General features: G+C 45.7%; 15 protein-coding genes. 9 read left to right on the plus strand and 6 right to left on the minus strand.

The window, feature by feature from the left end:
• Together arfB and MJ770_RS05635 are read left to right on the plus strand one after the other, a co-directional pair.
• A complete protein-coding gene (arfB, locus tag MJ770_RS05630) occupies nt 1–414 on the plus strand; it encodes an alternative ribosome rescue aminoacyl-tRNA hydrolase ArfB (protein WP_239250629.1) in 414 nt (137 codons plus the stop codon).
• A 53-nt stretch (nt 415–467) separates the two neighbouring features.
• A complete protein-coding gene (locus tag MJ770_RS05635) occupies nt 468–1025 on the plus strand; it encodes a YaeQ family protein (RefSeq protein ID WP_239250630.1) in 558 nt (185 codons plus the stop codon).
• A gap of 216 nt (nt 1026–1241) precedes the next feature.
• Here MJ770_RS05635 and MJ770_RS05640 read toward each other — a convergent pair whose 3' ends face one another.
• The 3 genes from MJ770_RS05640 to MJ770_RS05650 all read right to left on the minus strand — a co-directional run bounded on the left by MJ770_RS05640 (nt 1242) and on the right by MJ770_RS05650 (nt 5709).
• Nucleotides 1242–1394, minus strand: coding sequence for a hypothetical protein (locus MJ770_RS05640; RefSeq protein WP_239250631.1), 153 nt, complete (start codon nt 1392–1394; stop codon nt 1242–1244).
• 360 nt (nt 1395–1754) lie between these two features.
• On the minus strand, nt 1755–4175 hold the full coding sequence (locus tag MJ770_RS05645) for a Lon protease family protein (RefSeq protein ID WP_239250632.1): 2421 nt from the start codon (nt 4173–4175) through the stop codon (nt 1755–1757).
• Nucleotides 4176–4434: 259 nt separating this feature from the next.
• Nucleotides 4435–5709 (minus strand): DUF2254 domain-containing protein, encoded by a 1275-nt coding sequence (locus tag MJ770_RS05650; RefSeq protein ID WP_239250633.1) that lies wholly within the window; start codon nt 5707–5709, stop codon nt 4435–4437.
• Nucleotides 5710–6566: 857 nt separating this feature from the next.
• Here MJ770_RS05650 and hrcA point away from each other — a divergent pair.
• Nucleotides 6567–7586 (plus strand): heat-inducible transcriptional repressor HrcA, encoded by a 1020-nt coding sequence (hrcA, locus tag MJ770_RS05655; protein WP_239250681.1) that lies wholly within the window; start codon nt 6567–6569, stop codon nt 7584–7586.
• Between the two features lie 106 nt (nt 7587–7692).
• Entirely contained in the window at nt 7693–8784 is a 1092-nt protein-coding gene (gene hemH / locus MJ770_RS05660) for a ferrochelatase (protein WP_239250634.1), read from the plus strand.
• Between the two features lie 184 nt (nt 8785–8968).
• On the opposite strand, the gene orn is transcribed toward hemH, so the two are convergent.
• On the minus strand, nt 8969–9514 hold the full coding sequence (gene orn, locus MJ770_RS05665) for an oligoribonuclease (protein ID WP_239250635.1): 546 nt from the start codon (nt 9512–9514) through the stop codon (nt 8969–8971).
• Nucleotides 9515–9684: 170 nt separating this feature from the next.
• Between orn and MJ770_RS05670 the strand changes: the two genes are divergently transcribed.
• The 4 genes from MJ770_RS05670 to rsgA are packed head-to-tail and all read left to right on the plus strand — an operon-like array spanning nt 9685 to nt 12459.
• On the plus strand, nt 9685–10938 hold the full coding sequence (locus MJ770_RS05670) for a M48 family metallopeptidase (protein ID WP_239250636.1): 1254 nt from the start codon (nt 9685–9687) through the stop codon (nt 10936–10938).
• 2 nt (nt 10939–10940) lie between these two features.
• A complete protein-coding gene (locus MJ770_RS05675) occupies nt 10941–11246 on the plus strand; it encodes a cytochrome c (RefSeq protein WP_239250637.1) in 306 nt (101 codons plus the stop codon).
• A gap of 5 nt (nt 11247–11251) precedes the next feature.
• Nucleotides 11252–11590 (plus strand): 4a-hydroxytetrahydrobiopterin dehydratase, encoded by a 339-nt coding sequence (locus tag MJ770_RS05680; RefSeq protein ID WP_239250638.1) that lies wholly within the window; start codon nt 11252–11254, stop codon nt 11588–11590.
• Nucleotides 11587–12459, plus strand: coding sequence for a ribosome small subunit-dependent GTPase A (rsgA, locus tag MJ770_RS05685; protein ID WP_239250639.1), 873 nt, complete (start codon nt 11587–11589; stop codon nt 12457–12459). Before MJ770_RS05680 ends, rsgA begins: the two co-directional genes overlap by 4 nt.
• A gap of 289 nt (nt 12460–12748) precedes the next feature.
• Here the strand turns inward: rsgA and MJ770_RS05690 are convergent, their stop codons facing one another.
• Nucleotides 12749–13690, minus strand: a complete 942-nt coding sequence (locus MJ770_RS05690) for a CobD/CbiB family protein (RefSeq protein WP_239250640.1) — start codon at nt 13688–13690, stop codon at nt 12749–12751.
• 199 nt (nt 13691–13889) lie between these two features.
• Between MJ770_RS05690 and MJ770_RS15400 the strand changes: the two genes are divergently transcribed.
• Complete coding sequence (locus tag MJ770_RS15400; protein ID WP_256448801.1) at nt 13890–14021, plus strand: hypothetical protein; 132 nt, start codon at nt 13890–13892, stop codon at nt 14019–14021.
• Nucleotides 14022–14356: 335 nt separating this feature from the next.
• Here MJ770_RS15400 and MJ770_RS05695 read toward each other — a convergent pair whose 3' ends face one another.
• The gene (locus tag MJ770_RS05695) at nt 14357–15001 is read right to left on the minus strand and encodes a cupin domain-containing protein (protein WP_239250641.1); all 645 of its coding nucleotides are present in this window, start codon (nt 14999–15001) and stop codon (nt 14357–14359) included.
• Nucleotides 15002–15243: the final 242 nt, after the last annotated feature.

Genomic DNA, 15243 nt, shown 5'->3' on the forward strand with positions numbered 1-15243 from the left:
ATGCTGTATATCTCCCACAACGTTACTATTGCTGACCATGAGATCGAATTAACCGCCGTGCGTGCGCAGGGAGCGGGCGGACAGAACGTCAACAAAGTTTCCAGCGCTGTGCATCTGCGTTTCGACATCAATGCCTCATCGTTACCAGAATCCTTTAAAGCACGACTCCTTGAACTACACGATCACCGTATCACCAAAGACGGCGTGGTAATTATCAAGGCACAAGAATTTCGCAGTCAGGAGAAAAATCGATATGAGGCATTGCGACGCCTGAAAGGGTTGGTGCAGAGCATCGCGGTGTTGCCCACCGTCCGCCGTGCAACAAAACCTACTCGCAGTTCGCAGAGAAAGCGTATGGACAGAAAAGCCAAACATGGCGCAACTAAAAGAATGCGTGGTCGGGTAGTGGAATAATTTGACAGGAGCAAACATGACTCATTTCTGCGTGAGATGGATTCAGGAGTTATATGGCTATTAAAGCAACCATATTCAAAGCCAATCTGCAAATCGCAGACATGGAGCGTCACTATTACCAAGATCACGCGCTTACCCTTGCACAACACCCTTCTGAAACAGATGAACGGATGATGGTGCGGATGTTGGCCTTTGCACTGCATGCTCATGAATATCTGGAGTTTGGCCAAGGAATGACCGCTGATGATGAGGCGGATTTGTGGCGTAAAGATTTAACGGGGGCGATTGAATTGTGGATAGACGTCGGGCTGCCCGACGAAAAACTAATACGTAAAGCCTGTGGCCGCTCTAATCAGGTAATTGTTTACACCTATGGCGGCCACACCGCAGATATGTGGTTCGCGCAACACAGCAGACAATTCGAACGGCTCAAAAATTTGAGTGTAATTAACCTGCCCATTGAAAGTACGCGCGCTATCGCCAAACTGGCTCAGCGCAACATGCAGTTGCAATGCACAATTCAAGATGGACAAGTATGGTTGAGCGATGGGAATGACATCGCGCAGGTGGAACGGGTGCTGCTCAAAGTGCCGTCTACTCGTAAGCATTGAACGCAACTAACAGCCTGTTGGATTTAAAGACTGACTTAATATCAATCACTGCCGCCACAACACTGCACTTTCCCAACTCAACACGGCAAACTTAACCACGCCACCAATCATCAGCGCCAGTGCAAACTAGTGCTGAGCTTTAGGCACTCAGGTAGAAAACTTGACGCATTACCGACAAGCCAGCAACAGACCTGCCGAAAGCTACGTTGTATTGATTTAGGTGGACGGACTTTCATCGTTAGAACGATCGGGCGGATCTGAGGAAGGCGGGTTTTTCTCTTCTAATTTGCGTTGTTTTTTTTCTTCTTGCTTTTTTTTCTTAGCTAGTTCTTTTTGACGCTTTTCGAATTGAAAATTAGGTTTTGCCAATTTGTCGCCTTTTTAATAAGATTGATTTAAATGCCCAATTTACAGCCTCTATTTTCACACATTTACGACTATACATGGGAGTGCTTTTGGAAGTGCCGTGCAAACCGTAAAACTTGACCAAACAAATTTACGTAATAAGAGCGTTCTGCCACAAGCATCGCATGCTAAAAAACACTTCTAAACATTCAATTTTTTGTGCAAGACAAGGCGCGAAACAGTTGCCCACAAAATTGCGACTTGTAGAGGCACCCTGAATTTCAGGTACATTTTGCCTTTCACTCGCATATTGCACAGCGCGAATGCTCTCCAGGTATCAGGAACAAGAACTCAATGCCAGCGCTTGAAACCTGCTCACATTATTCAGCGCAAATGCCTGCGTCCTTCCTTAGGATGATCCAACATCTGGCAAGCGCGACGATAGGCGAGCAAAGTTTTCTGGGCACGGCCCAGTACGCTGTCATATGGATAATTGCCTGTTCCGTTCGCGATACCGATCGGGAAACCGGTAAGCAATTCTATGCCTTCGCTCGCGTGTTCTGCAGTGTAGATATGGAATAAGCCTTTAGCGACGGCCTCGATGACCTTGTGTTCCAGCATCAGGTGTCGGCGGTTACGGTGTGGAATCAACACGCCTTGGCTGCCATCCAGTCCGGCCGTTTCGCAGACACGAAAGTAACCTTCTATTTTTTCGTTAATACCACCGACTGGCAACACTTCTCCATGCTGGTCGACTGCGCCGGTAACCGCTATACCTTGCTTGAGAGGCAAGTTTGACAAGGATGAAAGTAAAACATAAAGTTCGGCACAGGAAGCAGAATCACCTTCTACACCGTAATAGTCCTGTTCGAAAACAATTGATGCATTAAGTGCAAGCGGTGCAAGATGGAAAAATAAGGCAGACACGTAGTTCTGCAAAATGAACACACCCTTGTCATGGATTGGCCCGGACATTTCTACTTCACGTCCAATATTGAGCAAACCGTCTTCACCGGCAAAGGTGCGCGCCGTGATTCGCAAAGGAAAGCCAAAACGGTAATCTCCCAGATCTATCTGGGAAAGACCATTAATTTGGCCTACTTTCTCGCCATGCACCGTAATCAACACATCACCTTCGGCAATGGATTCATGCAAGCGCTGGTCGGGATAATCGTGGCGTGAGATGCGCGCACGAAGTGCATCCTCCACATCCGCTGCCTCGACTATAAGAGCGGAACGAGCACGGCATAGCGCAGCACTTTCCATTACCAGCGCCTCGACACGAGAGAAAATTGCGCTTTGACGAAACTGATCGTCCGTTTCTCGGTGGGAATCCTCTAACAGACGAGCTACGGCAGCGGCGGAAAAATGAGGTAGCCCAAGTTCCAGGCATGTGTGGGCGATAAAAATTGACGAAGCGCGGCGGGTATCAGCACTGGCTATAAAGTTTTCAGCAAAATCGACCTTGACCCGAAAGCGGCGCGCAAACTCCGGGTCGCCCTCCTGTAACTCGTAATACTCTTCACGCGAACCGATCAAAATAATTTTGACGTTAACATTCACGGCTTCTGGTTCGAGTGAAATGGCCGCAATCGGTGTAAGCGCTGTGCTCGGCTCTTCCATTTGCAGCTTGCCACTACGCAACAAGCGCCGAAGCTTCGCCCACACCACTTCATCGGTCTGCAGATCGCGTAACTGCAGCATAAGGAAACCTCCATGCGCCTTGTGCAGGCTACCAGCGCGGATGCGGGTAAAATCAGTTACCAACATATCGTTTTCGGTCTGACATTCAATGCTGCCGAACAGTGAGCGGAATAGTGGATTATCTTCAACGATTATCGGTGCACCGCTCAGGCCACCATTGTCCACTATCAAATTGACCCGGTAACGGGATAATACTTTTCTTAACGCCTCCTGCCGACTTTCCTCATCGTTATTGGAAACCTTGAACAACTCCAGATTTTCGAGCACATCTTGCATGATCTGTTCCAGATATGCACTAAATTTGACGTGATCTTTAATCTCCTTGTTCAATCCATCTCTGATTCCTTGTAATTCATGATTCAATAGCGGCTTCACTACTTGACGCAATAACGCCGCCAAGGCATCGTTCATCACTCGCTCCAGCGGCCGGGTTTTCTCGAAATAGCTGGCAATCTTCTCACGCAATTCCTGCTCGGCCTGCTCTATCTCGGCACGGTGTTCTTTTGGCAAAACAAGCACTTCATCTTCGGTCAACAAGTGCTTTTTTTTACCCAGCAAAGTAAAAACCATGCGCCCGTCCTCACGCTGAATAGCGAACTTGCGGGCTTCGGCAAAGGCTTCAAGTTCAGCGTAACTTTTGCTTTCTTCTTCCTTGTAAGTTTTTTCAATGCGCTCGCTTTCGGCTTTAAAATCCTGACCCACCAAGCATTGCGGAATTTCCGTCTGCAGGGATTTCACCATCCGCAGCATGAGTTGGCGCAGCAGGCGTCCCTGCCCGGCAGGCAAATACAAAGCCTGCGGTTTTTCTGGCACATCAAAATTGTGCAGATAGCATAAGTCGGGTGGCACCGCTTTATTTGCAGCGGCCGCCTGCATTGCTTGCCTGAGCAGCGAAGAGCGGCCACTGCCGACTTCACCCAGCACAAACAGGTTGTAGTCTGGCTGATTCATTCCAAGACCAAAGCGGGCGGCCATTTCCGCACGCTCCTGACCGATCCAGGATAGCGGATACTGTAGCAATTCTGAAGTATCAGAGAACCCAAGCGAATCGGGATCGATAGTGAAGCGAAGATCGGCAGGAGACAGATTTGAGATCAGCATATTTTAACCAAAGAGTTACACAGGATTTCGAATTGTAACCATTAATCTAGTTTACTTAACGCCTGCGTCGAAGTGTTGTTCTGCCACTAACGTGGTTGACAATCTAGTTTAGTGTGGTTCCCGTTCCAGCGCTGTAGCTTCGCTGCTTTATAGACGATGGCGCGCTACTTTATCATCGAGATCAAATGTAGCGAGGTAAAGTAGAAAGCGGGCGAGAGTCTATACTGTACTCTACCCAATTATTATGTAACCACATTGATTAGGAAAGCGACTCGCGATGTAAAGCAAAGTCAGACGCGAGTCGCAGCTTACCGATTTCTTCCGATACTTTCAGCGCATTTTCGGCATGCGCAAAAACAAAATTGGCACGCCCTAATGCTGCCTCTTTCATCGTAACGCTACCCAAATCCGCTAACGTCGACAGGGATTTTTGTAATTTTATTACAACTTCAATGGTTCCTGCACCATCACGTGCAACAGGATTATACGCATCGTCAAACATGTCACTTAACGAAATTTCTGGAATAGCCACTCGGTCAAAATCTACTTGCTTTGGTTCAGCTTGCGTTGAATTCTGAGCGCATTGTGATAGCAACCGGACAAAAGCATCTACAATCCTGATTGCAGTTCCCGGGTCGTTAATGCCAGGTGACAAAGCTCGGCTCGCAATTTCTGACAATACAACAAATCCGAATCGAGGGTCTTCATCAAAAGTTCTGCTACTGCCTATAAAAAAACATTTGGAAATAGCTTTGGTATCAACTTTTTCTGCTAAAACTATCTGTGGCGGTCGGAGATAAGCTACTGGCTTATCCGGAGCTGCAAATTTACCTGGTAAGGATGCAACCTCAACAAATATATCATTTTCCTTAGCAATATTCTGTATTGCATCAACGTCAATTCGTTGAATATAACCAATAGTCTGCGCATATATCGCCACTCCGTCTATGCGACCTTCAGCCTTTAGGGCTCCCAAGGTTGGTTTATTTAAATGACGGCACAGTGCTTTTTCAGTAGCGTCTTCTGTTTTTTTGATAATGGTATCAAGACGCCCTAAGCGAGCAATCCTATCCACCCATCTTATAAAACTAAAAATGACTAACGCAAAAACAAAGATAGTCATAACAAACAAGGTCAATCGTCCGGCCCTTTCGTAGTAACCATTTGTTAAAGCAACTTGAGCAACGATACTAAAAATGAATGCACCAATAAAAGTGGAAAGCGCATTTTGTGATACATCGTCAGCTAGCACTAGCGTGAAAGCACGTGGTGTCGCAGCACTACTGGCCGACTGGTAAGACGACAACATAGCTCCAACGGCAAATACTGCTATCACTAACATGCTGGAGGAAATTGTCGACAACAACATCTTGATTGATTCTGAGGTTACTTCCGGAGCCTTGGGAAATAATCCCATTTGATCGGTTACTTGAGCTAAAAATGCAGCTGCAATGGAAAGCAAGCAAATAAACAGTGGCTTTACCCACAACTTCTCTTTGATACGACTTAGCATAAATCTAATCTGAGCTTGCATTTATCAACCTCCGTCTTCGTTAAATAACGCAATAGGTTTAGTGTGATGGATTAAAACTATGCCGCAATAAATTGTTTAATTTAGCCTTAAATATTACTAAACACCTATAAATCATGGGGTTGGATGTCCAATAGTTAACTAAAAGTCGTTCATAATTACATGATTACCAAGAATCAATAGATAACGACGACATAGCCTAATCTAATCCGTAATTATGAGTGTCAAAAAACTGCATATTATTCACTCCTGACTAACCACTCATCTTGTGAATGAACTACATTTCATAATTTAGATTATGTGGTTACAACAACAGAAGCACTTTCATAATTGATGAAAAATCACGCCACCCTATCTCGATTCTGAATTGACAGTCAAATTCAATCGTAATATCTTTATGCTGCGGGGGCAGCTCTCATGTTGCCCTCCTTTTTGGACTTTGTTGCCACAAAAAACCAAGCACCATATTGGAGGGAAGTTATCTTGAAATATAACTCAGGCCTCACAATTTCTCTTTAACTTCATCGAGTAATCTTAAATATTTTTTACTTAAACCCAGTCTTTAATTCTCATTAAAAAAGGCTGTGCGAAGATATATCAAGTGCAGATCAGGATTAGAAGAACTCCCAGCTTACCAAGTGGATATAATGTTGACTTGAGAATCCACAAGTCTGCCCATATATGTTATTTATGGATGTAATGAACATAATTTGGACATAGCATAATTAAATCTTAGACAAATTCATTAACTTTTAAACTGCTGATATTCGAACCGGATTTGCCTATCGATCAGCCACAAAGACAATAAACACTTATTAAAAAACAACGTTACTACTTCTAAATCAGATTACATGTCAACAATTCTTAACAGCCGTGCACAAGTTTTGCTTAAGACATTGGTGGATCGCTATATTAACAATGGTCAGCCGGTAGGTTCACGCGCGCTACTCGAGTTTTCTGGCTTGGAAATCAGCTCTGCCACTATTCGCAATGTAATGGCCGGTCTCGAAGAAATGGGGCTGGTGAGCAGTCCGCACACTTCCGCAGGACGCGTGCCTACAGCGCGAGGTTACCGTTTGTTTATCGACACATTGATGGTAGCGCAACCGCTGGACAGCGCACATGTGCAACAGCTCGAACACCAATTACAACCGGACAACCCTTCGCGCTTAATAACCCAGGCATCTAATTTGCTGTCAGAGCTCACCCATTTTGCCGGCGTGGTCGCCACGCCCAAGCGTGCCACAATCACAGTGAGCCATGTCGAATTTTTACGCCTATCCACAAAAAGAGTTCTGTTGATCATTGTGATGCCAAATGGCGAAGTGGAGAACCGCGTATTGCTGACTCACAAAGATTACACTCAATCTCAGCTCACTGAGGCCGGCAGTTTTTTAAGCCAGCACTATGTTGACTGCCCGCTCCAGGATATCCACCAACGCGTGCAGTCCGAATTACATCAATTGCAGCACGACCTGACATCGCTGATGAGCGCGGCGATGGCAGCAGGTGATGCGGTAATTGCTCGAAAAAATGAAGACTATGTGATCAGCGGCGAACGCAATCTTCTATATATAAATGATCTTTCTTCAAACATGCAACAGCTGCGTGGACTGTTCAAAGTGTTCGAACAAAAAACAGAGCTACTGCAGTTACTTGATGTCAGCCGTCATGCACCTGGTGTGCATATTTTTGTCGGTAACGAATCCGGGTTACCTGGATTGGGCGAGTGCAGCGTAGTTAGTGCACCTTATACTGCTGACGGTCAGGTTATTGGCACACTGGCGGTGGTCGGCCCCAAGCGCATGGATTACGAAAAAGTCGTCCCGATTGTGGACATTACCTCCAAATTGCTCAGCAATGCGCTGTCTCAAAATTAGCAAAAAACCTCAACATTAGAGGCACCACAGAGAAAAACAATCCAAAATTTTTCAATTGGTATTTTGTTTATTTTTTCTCAGTAGAAAATTTTTTGGATAAAACTTTATGACTTACTCAACTGAACCCACTTACACCCACGGCACTCCTGAAAAATGCGCTGTATTATTGTTTAATCTTGGCACGCCGGACGCGCCCACCGCCCAAGCAGTCAAACCTTACCTGCGTGAATTTTTGAGCGACCCGCGTGTAGTGGAAATTCCAAAAATTGTTTGGTGGTTTATTCTGAACGGCATTATTCTAAACACTAGACCAAAGAAATCTGCCGCTAAATATGCCAGCATTTGGATGCCGGAGGGCTCCCCCCTGAAAGTGCATACCGAACGTCAGACCAGTATGCTAAAAGATTGCCTGGAGGAACGCACCCAAGGTATACCACTGGTAGTGGACTACGCCATGCGCTATGGCAACCCCTCAATTCCCAGTGTGCTGGACAAACTCAAGAAGCAAAACTGTCAGCGTATTCTACTTGTTCCAATGTATCCACAATATGCCGCCAGTGCAACCGGCACTGCATGGGATGTAATTTGTAGTGAACTGACCAAACAACGCAACATGCCCGCACTACGCACTATTAAGCACTTCCACGACAACCCCGGCTATATTGCTGCCACTGTGCAAAACATACGCGATTATTGGACTCTGCATGGTCGTCCGGATAAGCTTGTGATGAGTTTTCACGGTTTACCGCAGTACACACTGGAAAAAGGCGACCCTTATCACTGTGAATGCCAAAAAAGCGGACGGCTGATAGCTGAGGCACTGCAACTTAATGCAGAACAATACGCTGTTTGCTTCCAGTCACGCTTCGGCCGCGCTGAATGGATCCAACCTTATACCACCTCCATACTTAAAGAATTAGGCATGAAAAAAACTAAGCGAGTTGATGTAGTCTGCCCTGGCTTTGTAGCAGACTGCCTGGAAACGCTAGAAGAAATTGCAATGGAAGGTAAAGACGATTTTAAGCATGCAGGCGGCGGCGAATATCACTACATTCCTTGTCTCAATGAACGGCCAGACTGGATACATGCCTTGGCGGATTTAGTGTTGGATAACCTGCATGGCTGGCTGGATAAACCGCAAACCTCTCAACTGGAGCAGAGTCGTTTAAGGGCACTGGCAATTGGCGCTAAGAATTAACTTGTAAGGATGCCTCTTAAAATTCAAGTTTCCAGAAAGGGCAAGGCACAAGAAAAAAATTTGTTCGCGGAATCTAATGCTGAGCTGTAGCGATAATTTTTTGGCGTTACGCACGCCGAATTATTGCGAAATTAAGGTTAGCTGCCAAACGGCTGCTGGCAAAACTGAATTTTAGAGGCGCTTTTTATAACTGGATAAAATGCTCGCGATAATACTTCATCTCATCGATTGATTCGTAAATATCGGCCAGCGCTTCATGCTTACCGTGTTTCTTTATTCCCTGAGCGACCTCAGGCTTCCAGCGTTTAGCAAGTTCCTTCAGGGTGCTTACATCCAAATTTCGGTAGTGAAAATAGCTTTCCAATTGCGGCATCCAGCGCGCGAGAAAGCGTCGATCCTGGCAGATGGAATTGCCGCACATCGGTGAAATACGAGCGGGCACATGTTCCGTGAGAAACGCCAGCATTTGAGCTTCCACTGCCGCAGCGTCCAGCGTAGACGCTTTTACCTTGTCGATGAGGCCAGATTTGCCATGAGTGGATGTATTCCAGCTATCCATACCCTCCAAGACGGTATCTGTTTGGTGAACTACCAAAACTGGTGCTTCAGCAATAGCATTCAAATCGCTATCAGTAATAACCAGCGCTACCTCAATGATGCTATCAGTTTCCGGAACCAGGCCGGTCATTTCCATGTCTATCCAAATCAGGTGGTTTTTATTTTGTGCCATAATTCGCTGCGTTTGTTTATTGATATAACTATCGGGCAGGTATTGTGCCATACCAATACTACAAGCCAATTATTTTTAATTAATAGTACATTTCCCGCACATGTTATAAAATACAATATAAGCAACTAATATCAATTAGTTATTTATATTTGTCTAAACAATCAGAATAAATGAATCCATTCCAATTTTCCGCGTTATTTATCAGTGCACTGTTGTTGACTACTGTCGCCCAAATGTGGCTGGCACGACGTCATCTTATCCACATCCACGCGCATCGTGCTGAAGTGCCTTCTAATTTTAGCAAGCAGATTGATCTTTCAGCACATCAAAAAGCGGCAGACTACACAAGCGCTAAAACGCGGTTAAGTTTGCTGAGCACTCCATTTAATGCGTTACTACTGCTCATATTTACTCTCGGTGGTGGGATACAGTGGATCGCTGACTTGTGGTTGAACATCTTCACCAATTCACTTTTACAAGGCTTAGCAACCATCCTAACGGTGCTGCTACTTTCATCACTGTTAGAAATGCCATTCAGCCTGTACCGTACATTTGTCATTGAAGCACGCTACGGCTTCAATAAAATGACATTGGCAATGTATCTGGCTGATGCCGCGAAAGGGTTGTTGATCGGCGCCATATTCGTCCTGCCATTATTATTCGGTGTACTGTGGCTGATGGATCGCATGGGCGAAAATTGGTGGCTGTATGTGTGGGGAGTATGGGTAACGTTCAATCTACTGCTGCTATTCATCTATCCCTCTTTCATCGCACCGCTGTTTAATAAATTCTCCCCTCTGCAAGATGAGACGCTTAAAATGCGTATTAAGACACTCCTACAGAAATGCGGATTCACCGCACAAGGGCTATTTGTAATGGATGGCTCCAAGCGTTCCTCACACGGGAACGCCTACTTCACGGGCTTCGGAAAATCAAAACGGATTGTATTCTTCGACACTCTGCTGGAACGCCTCGCGCCACCAGAAATTGAAGCGGTATTAGCGCATGAGCTGGGGCATTTCAAGCGTCACCACGTGCTGAAACGCATCGTTTTCACCTTTGCCTTAAGCCTGGGATTTTTATGGCTGCTAGCACTATTGATGGATGCAAACTGGTTCTATGGCGGACTCGGTGTTACCACTCCATCGACAGCACTGGCGTTATTACTGTTCTTTATGGTATTGCCGGTGTTTAGCTTTTTACTACATCCATTTATGAGCTACTACTCACGCAAACATGAATTTGAGGCCGATGCCTATGCCGCGCAACAAACCAGCGCGAATGATCTGTCCAGCGCACTGGTAAAAATGTATCAAGACAACGCTGCAACGCTTACACCGGACCCGTTGTATTCTACGTTTTACGACTCGCACCCACCTGCTCTGATGCGTATTGCACGTCTACAATCATTACAAGGAAATTAATCATGAAGATTTTTTTTGCTATATTTTTATTACTGTGCGGTACAGTACAAGCCAAACCATTTGCCGATGGCCAACCTGAAGCAGGTAAGAAACTGTTCGACAAACACCAATGCAACAGTTGCCACAGCGCCAAAATGGGCGGCGACGGCAATGTCATCTTCACGCGCCCCAGCCACAAAGTAAAAGATTCGCTGCAGCTAGAGGCACAAATTAATGCATGCAGTCTTAATGTAAGTGATGCTCTTTCCGCACAGGACAAACTAGACCTAGCAGCTTATCTCAACAAGCATTTTTATAAATTCAAATAAGCGATATGACAACACTCTGTGATTTAGCAATTAAGAAATGCAAACCTTGCGAAGGCGGTGTTCAACCGTTATCTCAAGATGAAATTAACGCTCTGCTAAAGCAGCTGGATAGCTGGGTGCAGCGCGATCAAACTATCGGTAAAATTTTCGAGTTCAAAAACTATTATCAGACCATGGCATTCGTAAATGCAGTTGCATGGATTGCGCACCGCGAAGACCATCATCCCGATCTGAACGTTAGTTACAACAAGTGCCATGTAGAGTTTTCCACGCATGCCATTCAGGGTCTATCAGAAAATGACTTCATCTGCGCCGCCAAGGTGGATGCCTGTTTTAAAGCTTGAACTCACCTATTCAAGGACAAGTAGTCGCTGCCTTCAGCCGCCAATATACGGTTGAATTGTCTGATGGAAAATTGCTGCCATGTCTTACACATGGCAAAAAAAGTGAAGTGGCATGTGGTGATATCGTACAAATTCAGCGTATAAGCGATGCGCAAGGGGTGATAAAACATATCCTGCCGCGGCAGACCCTGCTGTACCGTTCTGACGCCTACCGCCAGAAACTCATTGCTGCCAACATTACACAAATTATTGTGGTCGTAGCCAGTAGGCCTTCGTTCAGCGACGAACTTCTGGCACGCTGCCTCATCGCCGCGCACGACCAGCAACTTGAAACCCTAATAGTGCTGAATAAGAGTGACTTACTGGAAGCAGCAACGATTGCTCGTGCCCAACTAGCGCCCTACCGCGCCATCGGCTACCGCATACTTGAACTTTGTGCCCAAGAGAGCGCTGCCCCTCTGCGTCCCTTTCTACAAGACCACACCAGCATATTGGTAGGCCAATCTGGCATGGGTAAATCTACCCTGATCAATGCATTACTGCCAGATGCACAAGCACCCACACGCGAAATATCTACCGCACTTAATTCAGGAAAACATACCACCACGCATGCACGTCTTTATCACTTAAATACGGAAAGTCACCTAATCGACTGTCCTGGTGTACAAGCATTCGGGCTACACCATCTTGATTTTGGTGCCATCGAAGCTGGCTTTGTGGAATTTGCAGCATTTCTCGGCCAGTGTCGCTTCCATAATTGTCGTCACACGCACGAACCTGGTTGCGCACTAAAAGAAACAGAACAAAATGGAAAGATAAATACACGGAGACTAAAGCTGTTTCAGGAGATAAGCCAGAATAAGAGTTGACCTTCATCTTTGAAAAAACAGGAGAGGGTGTTTAGCTTATGGGTGCTTTTAAAATTCAAACTTCTAATAGTCTGTCGGACTCAAAAATTGAAGCTAAAATTGAGCTGAGCGAGGGATAATTTTGCGAGCTTTAACCTTGCGGTGAAATGCCTGCTTACCCTACTTGACGATTTAGCAGGGTAATAGTTGTTCTATTGTTAAAACAGTGGAAAACCGCTTTTCGCAAAACTGGATGTAGAGGCGCCCTTATGTGACATCTATCACAAAAAGAGCCAGTGTAGCGGATACGTCAGATCCTCCCTAACGTCGCCAATTGCAGGAGGAACAACAACGCGATCCAGAATACCAGTGCACGCCACACCAAACCTATAGTGCTTTGCATGAAGTCCTCGTCAGCCTCATCCCCTGTTCCCAACTCGGGACGGTCCAGCGGCAAATTTCCCTGCGAAATTGGCGATCCAAGTCTTACGCCAAGTGCGCCTGCGCCACTTGCCAACACAACGCCCGCTTCTGGATCAGGCCAAGTTTTTGCCTGTGTGCGCCAGCAATAAAGGGTGCCTTCAAAATCGCCGACAATAGCAAAAACCATAGCAGTAAGACGCTGTGGAAGCCATTCTATCCAATGATAGGCTTGTCGCGCGAACGCGCTGAATTCGCTGAGTTCGGCGTCATTCTGCTTATCCCAACTCGTATAAATGAACTGTGCCATACGATACAATATTGCGCCGATTGGCCCCAGCCCAAGTGCCATTGTAATCACAAACCACACTATTACACCGAACACATGACGATGCGAGGCCAGCAGTCCTTCTTCGATAGCGACCCGCGCAACTTCCTTGTCATTAAGTTCATCACATGGCATTTCACGCCATGTGGAAAGGATGCTACGCGCTTTGTCCAAATCATTATCAAGTAGCGCTTGATGAATGTCATTGTAGTAATGACTAAACTGGCGGAAACCCATGGTAAGGTACAGCACCAGCACACAGAATGCCCAGGCGAAAACCGGATAATAGAGAAGGGTCGACAACCAATACAGCGCAAATGTACCGCATAACGGTAATAACACCGCAAGTAGCCAAGCAATCTTGCCATGCTTATGCTCACCAGCGTTTAAGTGACGCTGAAAAAAATTGACATAGTCTGTTAGCCAGACGAACAAGGATTTGCGCGAAGTAAGCGGGTGTAATTGTTCCAGCAACAAAGCAGCGATCAAGGAAAACAGGCTCATGGCATCTCAGGGTGCGTAGGCTAAGTTAGCCTGCAAGATACCACACACAGGATTAAGCGACACAATTAACCCTACCGCTTCATTTATGGCACGTACACTTGCTGTCATTTGTTTGTCCGAAACATTTTGTTCAGTCTGATGTACATATCTACACTGCTTCTTTCTAGTATTGAATATCCAACAAATGAAATTCTCCAGAATGGATAGACAGGTTCCTTACCTGATTTTGGCAAGAGCAGCAACCTTTACTCCTTGGGACGGAATCATCGGGGTAGGCAAGGTGACCCGCGTGGATGCGGTCAAGCTTTGCTCTTTCCGCTTAGGGCAATGATGGCGCGGCAGCACGAGTGATACTGTCCCATATAGCTCAACCAGTTCGACCTGCCCAACAATGCCTATGCTGTAATAGATGCGTGTTCATGATCTGCTCTCCATTCCAAACTAACGAAGTAATTTTAGCGCGCTTCATACCCTATGTCGCGGCATTTCTACATGGTCAAACTCTCATCACACTTGATTAAGGCGAATGTTATTAAAATTACTCTAAATACAATTAGGCTGGTCAAATGGATGACAACGTAGATAGTTAAGGAGAGCCGTAAGATGTTGGGCTTCATTGCATTCAGCCAGGCCTACCGAACCTATGAAGACTCGAAATATTCTTAATCACAGATGTCCTACCTTAACAAAAATTACAGTCTCTTTTTCAACATAAGGATCGTGCTGACTCAAATGAGGGCTTCTGAGCCATGTCCCTGTTGGATATCGTCCATGTTCATCGATAAACTCCCCGCTAATTACATAAATTTCCTCTCCGCCAAAATGAGTATGTGGCTGAAAATGTTCTCCCGCTGGCCATTTAACTAGTGCCACTGATTCAGTACCAAATTGGTGGAGTGGCATGACCTGCAATCCACCAACTCCTGGTTGCCAAAGCGATTTATTTGTATCGATACAGACTCGCTGATCATCACCCTGTTGAAACTGATATAGTTTAACGAATATTACACAACCCGCTTTACTGAATGGCGCGTGGCTAAATCCTTCTGGATTTCTAAAGTAAGTACCCGCGGGATAGTCACCTGTTTCATCAGAAAAAATCCCCTCCAGAACAAAAATTTCCTCACCCTTTGGATGGTTATGGCTGCTAAAGTTGGCCCCAGGCATATAACGAACAATACTGGTCGCATGGCCATGTTCTGCATTTTCCCTAGCAAGAGGTTTACGTTCGACACCCGGCATAGGACTATTAACCCAAGGCACTTTAGCTGTATTGATTACTACATATTTTGAAAAATCCATGTTTAACATTATTTTTCCTGGCAGCCTGGCGGACTTAAAGAATCGTAGCAAAAAATGAGCTGAGCGCGGGCAGATTTTGTAATCATGCATTTTTGCAGCGAAGTTTTATCGAGCGCCCTGCTGACAGTGAAAAAATGCACCCCTAAATCGATTGTCGACATCTTTACACATCAGGCTGTCACACTTAGTATGCGCACAATACATACACATGATAGCCAGGGGACAGCTACCATGCTCCTGATTTTTGATGA

The organism is Candidatus Nitrotoga sp. M5 (assembly GCF_927904885.1).
Lineage (GTDB): Bacteria > Pseudomonadota > Gammaproteobacteria > Burkholderiales > Gallionellaceae > Nitrotoga.

Coding starts and splice junctions, on each gene's coding strand:
- MJ770_RS05670 (WP_239250636.1), top strand. CDS start 9,685: ATGAATCCATTCCAATTTTCCGCGTTATTTATCAGTGCACTGTTGTTG.
- MJ770_RS05645 (WP_239250632.1), bottom strand. CDS start 4,175: ATGCTGATCTCAAATCTGTCTCCTGCCGATCTTCGCTTCACTATCGAT.
- MJ770_RS05690 (WP_239250640.1), bottom strand. CDS start 13,690: ATGAGCCTGTTTTCCTTGATCGCTGCTTTGTTGCTGGAACAATTACAC.
- MJ770_RS05650 (WP_239250633.1), bottom strand. CDS start 5,709: ATGCAAGCTCAGATTAGATTTATGCTAAGTCGTATCAAAGAGAAGTTG.
- MJ770_RS05675 (WP_239250637.1), top strand. CDS start 10,941: ATGAAGATTTTTTTTGCTATATTTTTATTACTGTGCGGTACAGTACAA.
- MJ770_RS05635 (WP_239250630.1), top strand. CDS start 468: ATGGCTATTAAAGCAACCATATTCAAAGCCAATCTGCAAATCGCAGAC.
- MJ770_RS05695 (WP_239250641.1), bottom strand. CDS start 15,001: ATGTTAAACATGGATTTTTCAAAATATGTAGTAATCAATACAGCTAAA.
- hemH (WP_239250634.1), top strand. CDS start 7,693: ATGACTTACTCAACTGAACCCACTTACACCCACGGCACTCCTGAAAAA.
- arfB (WP_239250629.1), top strand. CDS start 1: ATGCTGTATATCTCCCACAACGTTACTATTGCTGACCATGAGATCGAA.
- orn (WP_239250635.1), bottom strand. CDS start 9,514: ATGGCACAAAATAAAAACCACCTGATTTGGATAGACATGGAAATGACC.
- MJ770_RS05680 (WP_239250638.1), top strand. CDS start 11,252: ATGACAACACTCTGTGATTTAGCAATTAAGAAATGCAAACCTTGCGAA.
- MJ770_RS15400 (WP_256448801.1), top strand. CDS start 13,890: ATGGATAGACAGGTTCCTTACCTGATTTTGGCAAGAGCAGCAACCTTT.